The 17,646-nt window shown below is 59.1% G+C and carries 16 protein-coding genes; 12 read left to right on the top strand and 4 right to left on the bottom strand.

Annotation, left to right across the window (positions count from 1 at the left end):
* Window positions 1-131: 131 nt before the first annotated feature.
* The 11 genes from ACESYO_RS04150 to ACESYO_RS04100 all read left to right on the top strand — a co-directional run bounded on the left by ACESYO_RS04150 (window position 132) and on the right by ACESYO_RS04100 (window position 10,765).
* Window positions 132-1,466 (top strand): glucose-6-phosphate isomerase, encoded by a 1,335-nt coding sequence (locus ACESYO_RS04150; protein WP_373209405.1) that lies wholly within the window; start codon window positions 132-134, stop codon window positions 1,464-1,466.
* Between the two features lie 88 nt (window positions 1,467-1,554).
* Window positions 1,555-1,959, top strand: a complete 405-nt coding sequence (locus tag ACESYO_RS04145; protein ID WP_058967142.1) for a hypothetical protein — start codon at window positions 1,555-1,557, stop codon at window positions 1,957-1,959.
* Between the two features lie 150 nt (window positions 1,960-2,109).
* On the top strand, window positions 2,110-2,571 hold the full coding sequence (locus ACESYO_RS04140; RefSeq protein WP_373211204.1) for a YceD family protein: 462 nt from the start codon (window positions 2,110-2,112) through the stop codon (window positions 2,569-2,571).
* A gap of 27 nt (window positions 2,572-2,598) precedes the next feature.
* A complete protein-coding gene (rpmF, locus tag ACESYO_RS04135) occupies window positions 2,599-2,781 on the top strand; it encodes a 50S ribosomal protein L32 (protein WP_058967140.1) in 183 nt (60 codons plus the stop codon).
* Between the two features lie 92 nt (window positions 2,782-2,873).
* Window positions 2,874-4,187 carry a DUF512 domain-containing protein gene (locus tag ACESYO_RS04130; protein WP_373209403.1) on the top strand — a complete coding sequence of 438 codons (1,314 nt, stop codon included), beginning with the start codon at window positions 2,874-2,876 and terminating at the stop codon, window positions 4,185-4,187.
* Between the two features lie 61 nt (window positions 4,188-4,248).
* Window positions 4,249-5,577, top strand: coding sequence for a ribosome biogenesis GTPase Der (der, locus tag ACESYO_RS04125; protein WP_373209402.1), 1,329 nt, complete (start codon window positions 4,249-4,251; stop codon window positions 5,575-5,577).
* 42 nt (window positions 5,578-5,619) lie between these two features.
* Window positions 5,620-6,282, top strand: a complete 663-nt coding sequence (gene plsY / locus ACESYO_RS04120; protein ID WP_283128566.1) for a glycerol-3-phosphate 1-O-acyltransferase PlsY — start codon at window positions 5,620-5,622, stop codon at window positions 6,280-6,282.
* Window positions 6,283-6,521: 239 nt separating this feature from the next.
* Window positions 6,522-7,625: an ABC transporter ATP-binding protein gene (locus ACESYO_RS04115; RefSeq protein ID WP_373209401.1), complete on the top strand. Its 1,104-nt coding sequence runs from the start codon at window positions 6,522-6,524 to the stop codon at window positions 7,623-7,625.
* On the top strand, window positions 7,622-8,485 hold the full coding sequence (locus tag ACESYO_RS04110; RefSeq protein ID WP_373209400.1) for an ABC transporter permease: 864 nt from the start codon (window positions 7,622-7,624) through the stop codon (window positions 8,483-8,485). Before ACESYO_RS04115 ends, ACESYO_RS04110 begins: the two co-directional genes overlap by 4 nt.
* Window positions 8,486-8,501: 16 nt before the next feature.
* Complete coding sequence (locus tag ACESYO_RS04105) at window positions 8,502-10,007, top strand: GldG family protein (protein ID WP_373209399.1); 1,506 nt, start codon at window positions 8,502-8,504, stop codon at window positions 10,005-10,007.
* Window positions 10,007-10,765, top strand: coding sequence for a DUF4340 domain-containing protein (locus ACESYO_RS04100; RefSeq protein WP_373209398.1), 759 nt, complete (start codon window positions 10,007-10,009; stop codon window positions 10,763-10,765). Before ACESYO_RS04105 ends, ACESYO_RS04100 begins: the two co-directional genes overlap by 1 nt.
* 94 nt (window positions 10,766-10,859) lie before the next feature.
* Here the strand turns inward: ACESYO_RS04100 and gmk are convergent, their stop codons facing one another.
* The 3 genes from gmk to ACESYO_RS04085 form a co-directional block, all read right to left on the bottom strand.
* Window positions 10,860-11,552 (bottom strand): guanylate kinase, encoded by a 693-nt coding sequence (gene gmk, locus ACESYO_RS04095; RefSeq protein ID WP_373209397.1) that lies wholly within the window; start codon window positions 11,550-11,552, stop codon window positions 10,860-10,862.
* A 147-nt stretch (window positions 11,553-11,699) separates the two neighbouring features.
* Entirely contained in the window at window positions 11,700-12,170 is a 471-nt protein-coding gene (locus ACESYO_RS04090) for an NUDIX hydrolase (protein ID WP_373209396.1), read from the bottom strand.
* 40 nt (window positions 12,171-12,210) lie between these two features.
* Complete coding sequence (locus ACESYO_RS04085) at window positions 12,211-13,740, bottom strand: YifB family Mg chelatase-like AAA ATPase (RefSeq protein WP_373209395.1); 1,530 nt, start codon at window positions 13,738-13,740, stop codon at window positions 12,211-12,213.
* A 231-nt stretch (window positions 13,741-13,971) separates the two neighbouring features.
* Between ACESYO_RS04085 and ACESYO_RS04080 the strand changes: the two genes are divergently transcribed.
* Window positions 13,972-15,684 (top strand): phospho-sugar mutase, encoded by a 1,713-nt coding sequence (locus ACESYO_RS04080; protein ID WP_373209394.1) that lies wholly within the window; start codon window positions 13,972-13,974, stop codon window positions 15,682-15,684.
* 97 nt (window positions 15,685-15,781) lie between these two features.
* On the opposite strand, the gene asnB is transcribed toward ACESYO_RS04080, so the two are convergent.
* On the bottom strand, window positions 15,782-17,635 hold the full coding sequence (asnB, locus tag ACESYO_RS04075; RefSeq protein ID WP_373209393.1) for an asparagine synthase (glutamine-hydrolyzing): 1,854 nt from the start codon (window positions 17,633-17,635) through the stop codon (window positions 15,782-15,784).
* Window positions 17,636-17,646 lie beyond the last annotated feature (11 nt).

Below are 17,646 nucleotides of genomic sequence, written 5' to 3'. Positions count from 1 at the left end.
GTGTGAACAGCACCTTTCCGGGCTGCCTTATCCTATGGGAAATATTTGTGCGAACTGTCTGCTGCCCTTGACTTTTAGCATGTGAAACGGTATAGTTATAACAAAGAAAACACATGGTGGGAGGCAGCGATATGAGCGTTAAATTTAACGGTAAATATCTTGCAAAATTTGTAAAGGACACTGAGTTCGAAGCCATCTGGCCTCAGGTAAAAGCGGCGCACGAGATGCTGGAAGGCCGCACCGGCCCCGGCAACGACTTTCTGGGCTGGGTCGACCTGCCCGTAAATTACGATAAGGAAGAGTTTGCACGCATCAAGGCCGCGGCCGAGAAGATCTGCTCGGATTCCGACGTGCTGGTCGTGATCGGCATCGGCGGCTCCTATCTGGGTGCCCGTGCCGCCATCGAGGCCATCAAGGGCCAGATGTACAACTGCACCTGCAAGAAGACCCCGCAGATCTTCTTCGCGGGCAACTCCATTTCTCCCGCCTACCTGCAGGACATCCTGGCCTGCTGTGAGGGCAAGGAGGTCAGCGTGAACGTGATCTCCAAGTCCGGTACCACCACCGAGCCTGCGCTGGCCTTCCGCGTATTCAAAAAGTACCTGGAAGAGCGCTATGGCAAGGAAGGCGCTGCCAAGCGCATCTACGCTACCACCGACCGCAGCCGCGGTACTCTGAAGAAGCAGGCCGACGAAGAGGGCTGGCCCACCTTCGTTGTACCCGACGATGTGGGCGGCCGTTACTCGGTGCTCACCGCCGTGGGCCTGCTGCCCATCGCCTGCGCCGGCTGCGACATCGACGCTCTGATGCAGGGCGCTGCCGCTGCCCGTGAGGAGTACTCCAAGTGCACTCCGGAAAACGACTGCTACAAATACGCCGCCGCCCGCAACATCCTGTACCGCAAGGGCAAGGCTGTGGAGCTGCTGGCCGCCTATGAGCCCAACTTCACCATGATGAACGAGTGGTACAAGCAGCTGTTCGGCGAGAGCGAAGGCAAGGACAACAAGGGCCTCATGCCCACCAGCGTGGTATTCTCCACCGATCTGCACTCCATGGGTCAGTTCGTGCAGGAAGGCTCCCGCGTGATGTTCGAGACCGTGGTCAACATCCACAAGCCCTCTCAGGATCTGTTCATCGAAGCTGATGAGGAGAATCTGGACGGCCTGAACTTCCTGGCCAACCAGAACATGAGCGTGGTCAACGAGAAGGCCATGCAGGGCACCATTCTGGCCCACACCGACGGCGATGTTCCCAACATCGTGCTGGAGACCCCCAGCCTGAACGAGTACGATCTGGGCTACCTGATCTACTTCTTCGAGCGGGCCTGCGCCATCAGCGGCTACCTGCTGAGCGTGAACCCCTTCGACCAGCCCGGCGTGGAAAGCTACAAGAAGAACATGTTTGCTCTGCTGGGCAAGCCCGGCTACGAGGACCGCAAGGCTGAGCTGGAAGCAAAGCTGAGCTGATAAACCGCTCCCCCGGCGGATAAACGGGGAGACATAAAGGGAAATCGCGGCATGCCGCGTTTCGCAAAATAGAAGGAGGTACCCTCTTATGATTAAACTGATCGTTGGTACGAAAGGCACCGGCAAAACCAAAGCCATGATCGAGGCCATCAACGCAGTTACCAAGACCACCACTGGCAACGTTGTTGTGCTGGAGAAATCCATGAAGCTGACTTATGACATCGATCACGCCGCCCGCCTGATCGACCTGGATGAGTATCACATCACCGGCTACAACATGATGTACGGTTTTGTTGCAGGCGTTCTGGCCGGCAACTACGACATCACCGAGCTGTTTGTGGACGGCATCCTGAAGGTCGGCGACCACGATCTGGCCGGTCTGGGCAAATTCCTGGACGACGTACAGGCCATCGCAGGGGAGAACGTGAACGTTACCATTACCATTTCTGCTGCCCTCGAGACTCTGCCCGAGGACGTAAAGAAATACCTGTAATCGTTTCATGCGCGGGCGGGAGCCAAAAAATTTGGTTCCCGCCCGAAATTTGGTATTGACAAACCCTCTGGGATTCGGTATAATAGGTAGGCAGTCTTTTAGAGGTGTACTATGCAATTCGACCTGAAAAAGTTTTTTCAGACCGGCCGCGTGCCTTATCACGCGGATCTGCAGCTGGACCTGAGCGATTACGATTTCCCGGGTTACCAGATTGTGCAGACGGTCACAGGCACCTTTGACGCCGCGCTGAACGGCGAAGGCGTTGTGCTGCGGCTCAGCCTGAACGCATTGGCACAGGCAGAATGCGCCCGTTGCCTTGCACCGGTGGAATATCCCTGTTCGATCGAGCGGGAATGGCTGGTGCGTGAGCAGGAGCTGAGCGATGAATATCAGGAATTGCCCATCGACGAGGCAGGCAAGCTTTCGGTCAAGGAGCTGGCGTGCGAGGAACTTGTGATGGGAATTCCAACCGTGCTGCTGTGCAGTGCGGATTGCCAAGGGCTATGCCATGTTTGCGGTAAACCCAAAGCAGCGGGTTGCACCTGCTGTGAGGGGGGCTCCACTACCCCCGTAGACGAACGGCTTGCTATATTAAAACAACTGCTGAATTAACTTCATTCACATTGAGGAGGTGCTAAAATGGCAGTACCCAAGAGAAAGGTTTCCAAGGCACGGCGTGACAAGCGTCGCTCCTCTGTGTGGAAGCTGGAAGCCCCTGCACTGGTAAAGTGCAGCCAGTGTGGCGAGTACAAGCTCCCCCACCAGGTATGCGGCAATTGCGGCTACTACAAGGGCAAGGAAATCATCAAGAAGGAAGCGTAATCCGCTTTCCGTAAGAGCTAGGGGAGGGCTTACGCCTTCCCCTTTTTCTTGTGCAGAGCGAAACCTGTTGAAAAGGAAGGTGCAAAACTGGCATGGCAGTACGCGTGAAAAGCGTGCAGAAAGGCTCGGCAGCCGAAGCGCTGGGCCTGAGCGCCGGGTCGATGCTTTATTCGGCCGACGGCAACGAAATCAACGATATGCTGGATTACCAGTTCTACACCGCCGGCGAACGCTTTGAGCTGGCCGTGATGAAGGATGGCCAGCTGGATTACCTGAAGGTGGAAAAGGGCGAATACGAGCCTCTGGGCTGTGAATTCGAGACCTATCTGATCGACCAGAAGCATTCCTGCGCAAACCACTGCATGTTCTGCTTCATCGACCAGCTGCCCAAGGGCCTGCGGGAAACGCTGTATTTCAAGGACGACGACGAGCGCCTGTCGTTTTTGTTCGGCAACTATGTGACCCTGACCAACCTGAACGAGCATGAGGTGGAGCGCATCAAAAAGATGCACATTTCCCCCATCAACATCTCGGTGCATACCACCAACCCGGAGCTGCGGGTTCGGATGATGGCCAACAAGCGGGCGGGCGAGGTGCTGAAATATCTGGATGAATTTGCCGAGGCAGGCATCCAGATGAACTGCCAGCTGGTGCTGTGCCGGGGCGTGAACGATGGCGATGAGCTGCGCCGCACGCTGGACAAGCTCACCGGCATGTATCCGGCGGTGCAGAGCATCGCAGCGGTTCCCAGCGGCCTGACCGACTACCGCAAGGGCCTGTACAAGCTGGAGCCCTACGACGCGGCTACCAGCGCGGAAGTGCTGGACATTCTGGAAGAATACGGCGACCGCTGCAAGGCGCAGAACGGCTGCCGCATGGTCTATCCCGGCGACGAGTGGTACCTGTGCGCCGGGCGGCCCATTCCCGGCGGCGAATTCTATGAGGATTTTCCCCAGCTGGAAAACGGCGTGGGTATGTGGCGGATGTTCCGGGATGAATTTCTGGCAGAGCTGACCTTCGCCCACCGGCGCATTCCCATCCCCCGCAGCATCGACGTGGTCACCGGTACCCTGGCGGCGCCGCTGATTCAGGAAATGATGGCCGAGCTGACCCACCGGCACCGCAGTGTGAAGGTGCAGGTACACCCCATCAAAAACAATTTCTTCGGCGGCAACGTGAGCGTGGCCGGTCTGGTCACCGCCACCGACATCATCGACCAGTGCAGGGGCAAGCTGAAAAGCAAGCATCTGGGCGTGCCGGAGGTCATGCTGCGGGACGAAAAGGATCTGTTCCTGGATTCCAAGTCCATTGCGGATCTGGAGCATGCCCTGGGCGTGAAGGTGCATATCCTGCCCAGCGGCGGCGGTGATCTGGTGCGGGCGCTGCTGGCGCCCAAGCTGGCCTGACCGCCCGCATGGAACTCCCCGAGCCCCAAGGGGCGAAAAGAACTGAGAGAAGGAGGCTCTTATGGCAAAACCAATCGTTGCAGTGGTGGGCCGGCCCAACGTGGGCAAATCCACCCTGTTCAATAAGCTGATCGGCCAGCGACTGGCCATCGTGGAAGATACCCCCGGCGTGACCCGCGACCGGATCTTTGGCGACTGCGAATGGCAGAACCACACCTTCCTGCTGGTGGACACCGGCGGTATCGAGATGGGCGAGGATGATATCCAGACCCATATCCGCCATCAGGCTCAGCTGGCCATCGACGCGGCGGAGTGCATCATCATGGTGGTGGATCTGCGTGCCGGTGTGACCGCCCAGGATCAGGACATCGCCAACCAGCTGATGCGCAGCGGCAAGCCCGTGGTGCTGGCGGTCAATAAGGTGGACCGGATCGGCGAACCCCCCATGGAGCTGTACGATTTTTACAGCCTGGGTCTGGGCGAGCTGTACCCCATCTCCAGCGTGCACGGCCACGGCACCGGCGATCTGCTGGACGCGGTGTGCGAGCACCTGAATTTTGATGACGAGAACGATCAGGAGGACGAGCGTATCACCGTGGCGGTGATCGGCCGGCCCAATGTGGGCAAATCCAGCCTGATCAACTATATTCTGGGCGAAAATCGTATGATCGTGGCCAACGAGGCGGGCACCACCCGCGACGCCATCGACTCCCAGGTGGACAACAAGTACGGCAGCTTTGTCTTTACCGACACCGCCGGCCTGCGCAAGCGGGGCAAGGTGGAGGAAGGCGTGGAACGTTACAGCGTTCTGCGCAGTCTGGCCGCGGTGGAGCGCAGCCGGGTGTGCGTGATCATGATCGATGCCACCGTGGGCTTCACCGAGCAGGACTCCAAGGTTGCCGGCTACGCCCACGAGCAGGGCAAGGCCTGCATCATCGCCGTGAACAAGTGGGACGCGGTGGAAAAGGACGACAAGACCATGGACGCCCACCGCAAGAAGCTGATGAACGACTTCAGCTTCATGAGCTATGCGCCCATCATCTTCATCAGCGCCAAGACCGGCCAGCGTGTGGACCGGCTGTTTGAGCTGATCAAGTATGTGGACAGTCAGAATGCTCTGCGGGTGACCACCGGTATGCTGAACGAGCTGCTGGCCCGGGCCACTGCCCGCGTGCAGCCCCCCAGCGACAAGGGCCGCCGCCTGAAGATCTACTACATGACCCAGATCTCCACCCGGCCCCCCACGTTTGTGTGCTTCGTGAACCGGAAGGATCTGTTCCACTTCTCTTACCAGCGCTACATTGAGAATCAGATCCGTGAAACCTTTGGTCTGGAAGGTACCCCCGTGCGTATGGTCGTGCGGGAACGGGGCGACGGCAGCACCAAGTAAAAGAGCCGCAAAGCGGAAAACAACAAAGGAGCGTGTGAATCCATGGCGTTAGAACCGGCGTTTATTTTGATGATGGCCGTCTCCGTTGTGATCGGTTATCTGCTGGGCAGCATCAATTTTGGCGTGGTTGTGAGCAAGGGGCTCTACCACGAGGACGTGCGCACGAAGGGCAGCGGCAACGCAGGCACCACCAACATCCTGCGCACCTACGGCAAAAAGGCAGCGGCATTGACCCTGGCCGGCGATATGGCCAAGGGCGCGGTGGCGGTCTGGCTGTGCCATTGGGGTGTGGCCCTGCTTACCGGGGCGGATGTGAACGGCGTTTATGCCGGGTATCTGGCTGCCATCGGTGCGGTGTGCGGCCATCTGTGGCCGGTCTGGTTCGGCTTCAAGGGCGGCAAGGGCATCGCGGTGGCCGCGGGCGCTATTCTGGCCAGCGAGCCGGTGGTGCTGCTGGCGCTGCTGGTGGTATTCTTTGCCATTGCTCTTACTACCCGCATCGTGAGTCTGGCGTCGGTCACCGTGGCAGTGCTGTACCCCATTCTCACGCTGCTCTGGTCCTGGTATACCCAGCGTAGCCTGCTGTTTACCGGCGTATGCACTGTTTTGATGGCGGTGCTGGTGGTGTGGATGCACCGGGCCAATATCCAGCGCCTGATGAACGGCACTGAATACCGCTTCGGCGAAAAGAAAAAAGACGAATAACAGGAATGTTCCGCAGCCCTTCGGGAGTAATCTCCCGAAGGGCTTTTTTGCTGGAAAATGCCGGTAATTTTTTCACGATTTTCAAAGAGCTTTTGCAAAACTTTCACAGCCGGAGGATACACTCAAACAAGGAAAGGCGGGCAAAAAACGCCCGGTTCAGGTCTCGGCAAAGTCGGGGCCGCCTTTTTATGCATCCGTCGCCCCGGCGTGGGCGGCGGAACCAAAGGAGTGTGGCTTTTTTGATTCAAGTAGAACATCTTACCAAGCGATATGGCGGCCACCTGGCGGTGGATGACATCTCGTTTGAGGTGGAAGAGGGGATCGTGTATGGTCTGCTGGGCCCAAACGGCGCCGGCAAATCCACCACGATGAACATTCTGACCGGGTATCTTTCCGCCAGCAGCGGCACGGTGTCCATCGATGGGCACGATATTCTGGAGGAGGCCGGTGCGGCGAAGGCCTGTGTGGGCTATCTGCCGGAGCAGCCGCCCCTGTATGTGGACATGACGCCCCGGGAATACCTGCTGTTTGTGGCCGAGCTGAAAAAGGTCAAGCGGGCCGAGCGCATTGAGCAGGTGGAACAGGCCATGGAGCGCACCGGTCTGATTGAAATGGAAAACCGGCTGATCAAAAATCTGTCCAAGGGCTACCGCCAGCGCGTGGGCCTGGCCGCCGCGCTGCTGGGAAATCCCAAGGTGATTATTCTGGATGAGCCCACCGTGGGTCTGGACCCGGCCCAGGTGATCGAGATTCGAAGCCTGATCAAGGAGCTGGGCAAGGATCATACCGTGATCCTCTCCAGCCACATCCTCAGCGAGGTAAGCACCCTGTGCGACAAGGTGCTCATCATTGCCAAGGGCAAGCTGGTGGCGCAGGGCACCCCGGAGGAACTGGCCCAGCGGCTGACCGCCGGTTCGGCGCTAAACATCACCGCGCTGGGCGAGGCGGATGCCGTGATGAACGCGCTGCTCACCGTACCCGGTGTGAGCGAGGTTCAGATCACCGGCCAGCAGAACGGCGAAACCAGCGTGACGGTGCAGGTGCCGCAGGGCGAAGATCTGCGTGCTGCGGTCAGTGCTGCGCTGGCGGCGGCGGGCTGCCCGGTACTGGGGCTGACTACCGCTTCCATGAGCCTGGAGGACGTGTTCCTGCAGCTCACTGCACAGGCGGGCGACGAGGAAGCACAGGAGATTCTGGAGGAGCAGAAAGAGGACGCTCTGTGCCCGGAGGATCTGGAATTTGTGCAGGATGCGGTGGAAGGCACCGTGCAGCCCGACGGGGAAATCGGGCAGGAAGATGATGCGTCCGCCCAGGCGGAACAGGAGGAGGCGGACGAGAAATGAGTGCGATTTTCAAGCGGGAATTCAAAAGCTATTACAGCGGCATGATGGGCTGGCTGCTCACCGGTGTGATGCTGCTGTTCGGGGGCCTTTATTTCACTGCAGCCAACCTGCAGGGCGGCTACACCAACTTTTCCATTGCTCTTTACAGCTTCGTGATCGTACTGCTGATTTTCATTCCGTTGCTGTGCATGCGCAGCTTTGCGGAGGAAAAGCGCAGCAAAACCGACCAGTTGCTGCTTACCAGCCCGGTGAGCATAACCGGTATTGTGCTGGGGAAATATCTGGCGCTGATGGCCATGTTCGCAGTGCCGGTGGCCATCTTTTCGCTGTATCCGCTGATCATGCTGATGCTGGGCGGTGTGGATCTGGTGGCCAGCTATGCGGGCATTCTGGGCTATTTCTTCATGGGCGCGGCCTGCATCGCCGTGTGCATGTATCTTTCCACCCTCACCGAGAACCAGATCATTGCGGCGCTGTCCGGTTTTGGCGTGCTGCTGGTATCTTATCTGCTGCCCAGCATCCAGACTCTGTTCACCACCGGCAGCGGCCTTGCCATGGCGGCGTTTGTGGTGATCCTGCTGGCAGTGAGCCTGATCGTGGGCCTGCGCAGCCGCAGTCTGACTCTGGGCGCCGGTGTGTTTGTGGTGGGCTTTGTGCTGCTGACCATCCTGTTCAACACCAGAAGCGCCGTGCTTACCAGTGCCTTTACCAGCGTGCTGGGGGCGCTGGCTCTGTTCGAGCCCTTTCTGGAGTTTGTGAACGGTCTGTTCAGCGTTACGGCGCTGGTGTATTATCTGGGCGTGATTGTGCTGTTCCTGTTCCTCACCGGGCAGGCGCTGGAAAAGCGCCGCTGGAACTGAGAGGAGGAAACACGCAATGAAGTTTTTCAAAAAGAACGACGAAAAAACCGCACGGGAAAAGCGCAGCCTCCGGCAGTGGGGCGCGCTGGTGGTGGGTGCCCTGAAGGGGCAGCCCACCAGCAAGGCCGTATTCCAGAACGGCGCAATGGCCAGTGTGCTTACCGCTCTTGTGCTGGTGGCGGTGATTCTGGTGAATCTGATGGTGGGCAAGCTGCCCAGCAAATACACCCAGTGGGACATGAGCCAGAACGGGCTTTATTCCATTGGCGACACCACAAAGGACCTGCTGGCGGGCCTGGAGCAGGACGTTACCTTCTACTATCTGGCCCAGAGCGGCTATGAAAGTGAGAGCGTGGTCACCTTCCTGGACCGCTATACCCAGGAGAGCAAGCACCTGAGCTGGGAACAGAAGGATCCGGCGGTTTATCCCACCTTTGCTCAGCAGTATGGCGCCCAAACGGCCAGCGAGGGCAGTATCATCGTGGTGAGCGGTGACCGCAGCAAGGTGATCGACTCCAATGACCTGTACACCTACGATTACAGCAACTACTACACCACCGGCATCTATGATGTGCTGTTCGACGGCGAGCAGCAGCTGACCAGCGCGGTGTATTATGTGACCACCGAGGATCTGCCCAGGGTCTACACCCTCACCGGCCACGGTGAGCAGCAGCTGACCGGCGAGCAGGAGAGCGCGCTGAACATGCAGAACATTGAGCTGGTGGATCTGTCGCTGGTATCGGCTGAGAGCATTCCCGAGGATGCGGCGGCGGTGCTGATTGCGGGCCCTACCGTGGATTACACCACCGAGGACGTGCAGCTGCTGCGGGATTACCTGAGCAGCGGCGGCAAGCTGATTTTCCTGAGCGACAGCTCCGACAGCACCCCCAACCTGAACGCCCTGATGGCGGAATACGGCCTGAGCAAGCTGGATGGTCTGGTGGTGGAGGGCAACTCCTCCTATCATGCCCGGGGCTTCAACTACTACCTGCTGCCTGAAATTGAGAGTCACGAGGCCACCAGCGGCCTTGCCAACCTGTATGTGATGCTGCCCTATGCACAGGCCATCCAGACCAGTGAGCTGGAGAACGTGACGGTGGACAGCCTGCTGACCACCAGCTCCTCCGCCTACAACAAGGCGGCCGGTTACGACATGGCCACCACCGACAAGGAAGAGGGCGACCAGGAAGGCCCCTTCGATTTGGCAGTGGCAGCCACCAGGACCGAAAATGAGGACGAGGGAATTGAATCCCAGGTGATCTGGGTGAGCAGCGTGGCGCTGCTGGACCAGAACGTGAACGCCTCGGTGGGCGGCGGCAACGACCAGTTTCTGCTGGGCTGCGTCAGCTGGCTCAGCGGGCAGGACAGCAGCATTCTGATCGCGGCCAAGAGCCTGAGCAGTGATACCCTCACCGTGAGTGCAGGGGATGCGGCCTTCTGGGGTAACCTGACCACCATTGTGCTGCCGGTGATCTGCCTGATTGCCGGTGCGGCCATCACCATCAAACGGAGGCGCCAATAATGAAAGCAAAACGAAACCTGATGATCGGGCTTGTGGTTTTGCTGGTGGTTCTGGCGGTCGGCGTACTGGCGGCCCAGACCATCAGCGACCGGGACGCGGCGGCCAGCGCGTCGGAGGACACTTCCATCGCCCTCACGTCTCTGACCGCATCCTCCGAGATCGAGAGCTTTGGCTACACCTGGCAGAGGGATACGCTGAATTTTGAGCAGCGGCAGGAGATTGTGGAAACCGAAAGCGACAGCAGTGAAACCGCCGACGATTCCGCCAGCACCTCCGCCTCACAAGAGAGCGAACCGGAAACCGAGACCGTCTGGTATCTGGCGGATGATCCGGAATACAAACTGGATCAGAGCAGCGTGAACAGCATGCTCACCGCCTTTGTGAATCTGGAGGCCAGCCGTCAGCTGACCGAAACCAGCGAGGAATACGGGCTGGAAGAACCCACCCTGACCTTCTGGATGACTGCCAACGGGGAGACTACCACCTGGATATGCGGAGCCACCAATGATGTGACCGGTACCGTCTACCTGCAGAAGCAGGGAGAGGATACGGTTTATCTGGTGGATACCAATAAGGTGACCGTGTTTGAAAAGAGCAGGATGGATCTGGGCGCTACCAGTGATTCCACCGGGGACATTGCTTCCAGCGAGACTGCATCCAGTGAAGCGACTACCAGTGAGGCGGCTTCCAGTGAAGCTGTTTCCAGTGAGGCTGCCACCAGTGAGAGCAGCTCCGGCGAAGCCGCTTCCGAAGGATAAAGCTACCGATAAAAAGAAGACAGCCGCCGCAAACCATTTGGTTTGCGGCGGCTGCCTTTTGTTTGCTTTATTTCAGGGAAAAACTGTTTGGCGATCAGTCCCGATGGATGGACAGAATCTCGTCCGCCAGGTCGGACTGAGGCGTCAGCTCGCTTTCAATGTAGCTTTCCAGGAAGGTGCGCATGCTGTTGCGGCTGTAGCGGTTGCCATGGATGATCTGGCCCAGGCGGCGAACGGTCTTTTCCACGGTATCGTTGATCAGAATGTAATCATACTGACCGGCGCACAGAACCTCTTCCTGCGCAGTTTCCAGCTCATTGCGGATATTTTCCTCAGTCTTGGTGGAATCTGCCCGCAGGCGGCGCTCCAGCTCCTCCCAGGAGGGGGGCATGATGAAGATCAGGGTGGCGTCCGGGCAGAGGGTGCGGATCTTGGTGGCGCCCACCACGTCCACGTCCAGAATCACATTGCGGCCGGCCCGGCGCAGCTTTTCCACCGCGTTCTTGGGGGTACCGTAACCGTTCTGGCCCCGGTATACATACTCCAGCAGCTGCTGGGAACGGATCAGCTGCTCGAATTCCTGATGGGTTACGAAGTAATGATCCTCACCATCTTCCTCATCCGCCCGGGGGGGACGGGTGGTCACGGAAACACATTTGCAGGCATTGGGATGCTCTGCGATGTAGTTGGTGATGACGGTGCTCTTGCCTACGCCGCTGGGGCCGGAAATGATAACCAGCTGGCCATATTCTGCGATTTTATCAAAATAAGATTTCTCAACGCTCATAAATGAAAGCAACCACCTTTCCAAATAATGTGCGGGGGACCTGTTACCTTCATTATGGTACCTTTTGTGTTAAAAGTCAATAAAAATAAAACAAAACATGGAAAAGTTTTCGATATCTTATACAACAACCTGTTTTAGTTAATCAATTCACAGCTCCAGAGCCTGTCCATTCAGCACTGCACCGGCAAGCCGGTCGCCCTGATAGCTGAGTTTGAGCAGGAAAAAGGACTCTTCCCGGGCCAGCAGCTCCAGAAAAATCCGGTCGCCCTCCCACAGGTTCAGCGCGGGCACCTGCGCTTTCTTTATCCAGGCAAGCTCTCCTTCGTTACAATCGATGAGCCGGCCTTCGAAGCCGTCCGCAGTGAACAGGTGCATGTATTCGGTGGGCCACTCGTCGGACACAAAGGTCACAATGCCCCGGCAGCGCCAGCGGGTGAGGGTCAGGCCGGTTTCCTCCCGTACCTCCCGCACAAGGCATTCGTCCGGGCTTTCGCCATCCTCAAATTTGCCGCCAACGCCGATCCACTTGCCGGCGTTGGGGTCCTGATGTTTCTTTACCCGATGGAGCATCAGGTAGCTGTTGTCCTGTTCGATGTAGCAGAGAGTGGTGTTTTTCATGGGTCCTCCTTGTTTCGCCGGAACCGTTCGGCATGCCAGCTTATCTGTCGTACCAGTATTTCCGATCCAGACTGCGGTATTGCAGCGCCTCGGCCACATGTACTGCTCCAATGGTTTTGCTGCCTGCAAGATCCGCGATGGTGCGGCTTACTTTTAAAATGCGGTCGTGCGCCCGGGCGGAAAGCCCCAGCCGGTCAAAGGCGGCCCGCAGGGTGGCAGCGGCCGCGTCGTCCAACCGGCACACCTGACGCAGGGCCCGGCTGGGCAGGTGGGCGTTGCACAGAACGCCGGTGGTTTCAAAGCGGCTTTGCTGGATGGCCCGGGCGGCAAGCACCCGTTCCAGAATGGCGGCGCTGCACTCGCCCGGCTCCTCGGCGCTCAGTTCATCGTAGGCCACGGGGCTTACGTCCACATGCAGATCAATCCGGTCCAGCAGCGGGCCGGAAATCCGCTGGCGGTACCGCTCCACCGCGCTGGGCGGGCAGGTGCAGGGCCGGGTAGGATGGCCGAAATAGCCACATTTGCAGGGATTCATGGCGGCAATCAATACAAAGCGGCTGGGGTAGGTGGCACTGCCGGAGGCCCGGCTTATGGTAACCACGCCGTCCTCCAGCGGCTGGCGCAGCACCTCCAGCGCGTCCCGCTGAAATTCCGGCAGTTCATCCAGAAACAGCACCCCGTTGTGGGCAAGGCTCACCTCGCCGGGGCGGATCTGGGCTCCGCCGCCTGCCAGAGCCGGGGCGCTCACGCTGTGGTGGGGGCTGCGGAAGGGGCGCTGGGTCAAAAGACCGCTGCCTCCGGGCAGCAGCCCGGCCACCGAATAGATCTTGGTGCACTCCACCGCCTCCGGCCGGGTGAGGGGAGGCAGGATGCCCGGCATACGGCGGGCCAGCATGGATTTGCCAGTGCCCGGCGGGCCGATGAGCAGCACGTTGTGCCCGCCTGCGGCTGCAATTTCCAGTGCGCGCCGGGCCATCAGCTGGCCGCGCACGTCGGAAAAATCCAGACCTTCGGTGTGCGTCTGCCCCAGAAAAGGCGGGCAGTCCGCGGCGGTCAGCTGTGCTTCGCCCCGCAGATGATCCGCTACCTGCCGGGCGGTGTGGGCCCCGTAAACGGTTACTCCATCAGCGGTGGCGGCCTCTGCTGCGTTTTCAGCGGGAACGAACAGCTCGGTCACGCCGCATTCCGCCGCCGCCAGCGCCATGGGAAGAATGCCCTGCACCGGCCGCAGCATGCCGTCCAGCGAGAGCTCACCGATAAAGGCCTGATGGGCCCCAGGGGCAGGCAGCTGCCCGGCGGCACACAGGAGAGCAAGAAATACCGGCAGATCGTAAAGGGGGCCGGTCTTGCGCACGTCCGCCGGGGCCAGATTCACGGTGATCCGGCTGGTAGGCCAGGCAAACCCCAGATTCTTTACCGCGCTGCGCACCCGGTCCGCTGCTTCCTTGACCGCACTGTCCGGCAGGCCCACGATGGAAAGCTGGGGCAGCCCGCCGCTGATATCCGCTTCCGCTGTGACGGCAAAGCCCGCCAGGCCCCGCACGCCAAAGCTGTTTACTTTTGCAAACATGCCACACGCTCCATTTTTTCAAAATTTTCAGTTCCTTTCTAGTATACTTCCAGCAGGAGAAATGCACAAGGCACAGCTTCTGTGAAGAATGCAGCATTTTAAAGTGCTGAACTTGTTCTCTTTCACAAAAAGAAACGGTTCGATTGACATTTCGAACAGACTCTATTAGAATAATGTTGATAGATACTTTGTACAAAAAGTGTCGAAATAAACAAAAAGCAGGTGTGTGCAATGTATAAAAATGAGTACGAGCGCTGGCTGGCGTTCGATCTGGATGACCCGGATCTGAAGCCCGAGTTGGAAAGCGTAAAGGATGACGACGAGGCCATCAAGGACCGGTTCGCCGTGTCGCTGAAGTTCGGTACCGCCGGTTTGCGCGGCGTGATCGGCGCGGGCACCAACCGGATGAATGTGTATGTGGTTCGTCAGGCCACCCAGGGCCTGGCCAACTGGGTCAAGACCCAGGGCGGCACCCAGACTGTGGCCATCAGCTACGACAGCCGCATCAAGAGCGATGTGTTTGCGAAAGCTGCTGCCGAGGTGCTGGCCGCCAACGGCGTAAAGGTACGCATCTATAAGGCTCTGATGCCTGTTCCCGCACTCAGCTTTGCCACCCGTTATTATAACTGCAATGCGGGCATCATGGTCACCGCCAGCCACAACCCTGCCAAATACAACGGCTACAAGGCTTATGGCCCGGACGGCTGCCAGATGACCGACGAGGCTGCCGATGTGGTTTACGCCGAGATTCAGAAGACCGACGTGCTCAGCGGCGCCAGGACCATGTCCTTTGAAGATGGCATGGCCGCCGGCCTGATCGAGTATGTGGGTGAGGATTGCTACGAGGCTCTGTATCAGGCCATCGAGAGCCGCAGCGTGCGCCCCGGTCTGTGCAAGACTGCCGGCCTGAAGCTGGTTTACAGCCCACTGAACGGCAGTGGTCTGGTTCCTGTAACCCGTGTTCTGGGCGACATCGGCATCACCGATATCACCATCGTGCCCGAGCAGAAGGATCCGGACGGCAACTTCCCCACCTGCCCCTATCCCAACCCGGAGATCTTCGAGGCGCTGCGTCTGGGTCTGGAGCTGGCCGAGAAGTCCGGCGCGGACCTGATGCTGGCCACCGACCCGGACGCCGACCGTGTGGGCATCGCCGTGCGCTGCAAGGACGGCAGCTATGAGCTGCTGAGTGGCAACGAGGTGGGTGTTCTGCTGCTGGACTACATCTGCAAGGCCCGCATCGAGAACGGCACCATGCCCAAGGATCCCGTTATGGTCAAGAGCATCGTATCCACCCCGCTGGCGGACGTGGTTGCCGCCCATTACGGCGTGGAGTGCCGCAACGTGCTCACCGGCTTCAAGTGGATCGGCGACCAGATTGCCCGCCTGGAAGCCGCCGGTCAGGTGGAGCGGTTCATCTTCGGCTTCGAGGAGAGCTACGGCTATCTGGCAGGCAGCTATGTGCGCGATAAGGACGCCGTTATCGGCAGCATGCTGATCTGCGAGATGGCTGCCTACTACCGCAGCATCGGTTCCTCCATCAAGGAAGAGCTGGACCGCATCTATGCGGAATACGGCCGCTACCTGAACAAGGTGGACAGCTACGAGTTCCCCGGCCTGTCCGGCATGGACAAGATGGCCGGCATCATGCAGAAGCTGCGTCAGGAGCCCCCGACGGAGTTTGCCGGCTACAAGGTGGTCACCGTGTCCGACTACCAGGCCCGCACCCGCACTGAGCTGGCCACCGGCAAGACCGAGGCCATCGACCTGCCCGCAGCCAATGTGCTGATCTACGCGCTGGAAGGCGGCGCCACCGTGGTGGTTCGTCCCTCCGGCACCGAGCCCAAAATCAAGACCTATTTCACCACTCTGGGCAAGAATGTGGAAGAGGCCCAGGCCCAGAAGGATGCCCTGGCCGCCGCCCTCAAGCCCATCCTGGCCTGAGTTCAAAGGCAGCCGTGAACGGCTGTAAAACAAGATAGAAAAATCCCCGGGGAGCGCTCCCCGGGGATTTTTTTTGTTTGACTGAAATGGAAAACGATCAGCGCAGCACGAAGAACTGCTCATACCACAGAATGAAGCTGTAGAAGCTCCAGATCTGGGTCATGCCACCGTTCTTGCCGCTCTTGTGCTCGTCCAGCAGGCGCAGCAGCTCGGGTACATTGAAGAACTTTTCGGCCACCTCGCCCTCGAACTTCTCACGCACCATGGCATAGTATTTATCCTGCCGCAGCCAGTCGTTCAGCGGAACCGGGAAGCCCAGCTTCTTGCGCTTGGCCACGCTCTCCGGCAGCTGCTTGAGGGCTGCACGGCGCAGCGCGATCTTGGTCTCGGTCTTGCTGGACCGGTATTGGGCGGGGATGGAGAGCGCCAGCTCCAGCATTTCACGATCCAGGAAGGGCACCCGCAGCTCCAGGCTGTTGGCCATGCTCATCCGATCCGCCTTCAGCAGAATGTCGTAGAGCATCCAGGTGTGGATGTCCACCCACTGCAGCTGGGTGGGCTCATCCAGACCGGCCGAAGCGTCAAAGTAGGGCTTGAAGAACTCCTCGGGGGTCTTTTTGTGGTACTGCTTTTTCAGGTATTTGTCCCGCTCGGCGGGGGTGGCGAACACATAGTTCGCACGCATGCACCGCTGCCAAGGCTCCTTTGCGCCACGCATCAAAAAGTTCCTGCCCTTGAAGTCCGGCAGAACACCGGCCACCGCGCCCGCGGCCTTGCGCAGAAAACGGGGGGTCTTGTGTTCGTACTCCTCAAAGTGATGGGCCGCGCAATACAGCGGATAGCCGCCGAACAGCTCGTCGGCGCCCTCGCCGGACAGCACCACCTTCACATAACGGGCGGCGTTTTTGGTCAGGAAATACAGCGGCACCTCGCTGGGGTTGGGCATGGGCTCATCCAGATACCACTGGATGGTCTTGTTGGCCTCGAAGAACTCGTCGGCGCTCACCTTGTTGGCGATGCTGGGCACACCGATCTCCTTGCTGAAGGCCTGGGCATAGGGCAGCTCGGAGTATTTTTCCTCCTCGTAGCCCACGCTGAAGCTCTTTACCTTGGGGGTGCCCTTGGCCACTTCGTTCACCACAAAGCTGGAATCCACGCCGGAGGAGAGGAAGCAGCCCACCTCCACGTCCGCAATCTGGTGAACCTTCACGCTCTCGGCAAAGGTTTCGGTGATGGCCTTTTCCCAGTCCTCCATGCTCTTGGACTCGTCCACATGGTAGCGGATGTCGTAATACCGCTCCACCTTCAGTTCGCCCTTTTTCCAGGTGAACATGTGAGCGCCGGGCAGCTTGTACACGCCCTTGAACATGGTTTCCTCGTTGGGAATGTATTCGATGGACAGGTACTCCGGCAGCCGCTCCTCGTTCAGCTCCTTCTTGAAGCCGGGATGGGGCAGAAAGCCCTTGATCTCGCTGCCGAAAATAAAGTGGCCGCCTTCATTGTAATAATAATAGGGCTTGATGCCGAAGATGTCCCTTGCGCCGAACAGGGTTTCGTTCTTTTTGTCCCACAGGATAAAGGCGAACATACCCCGCAGCTTGGCGGGCAGGCCGCTGCCCCATTCCTCGTAGCCGTGGATCAGAACCTCGGTGTCGGAATGGGTGGCGAAGGTGTGCCCGGCGGCTTCCAGCTGGGCGCGCAGTTCCATGAAGTTGTAGATCTCGCCGTTGAACACGATGACGACGCTGCCGTCCTCGTTGAACATGGGCTGGCTGCCGCCCTCCAGGTCGATGATGGACAGCCGCCGATGACCCAGAGCCACCTGCTCGTCCACATAAAAGCCCTCGCCATCCGGCCCGCGGTGGGCGATCAGGTCTGCCATCTGCTTGATGGTCTGTTTCGCCTGTTCGGCGTCATGCTTTGCACTGGCAAAGCCCACAAATCCGCACATAGTGCCTTCCT

Source organism: Allofournierella massiliensis (genome assembly GCF_964241245.1).
GTDB lineage: Bacteria > Bacillota > Clostridia > Oscillospirales > Ruminococcaceae > Allofournierella > Allofournierella massiliensis.
This window is presented reverse-complemented; position numbering and strand designations above follow the sequence as displayed.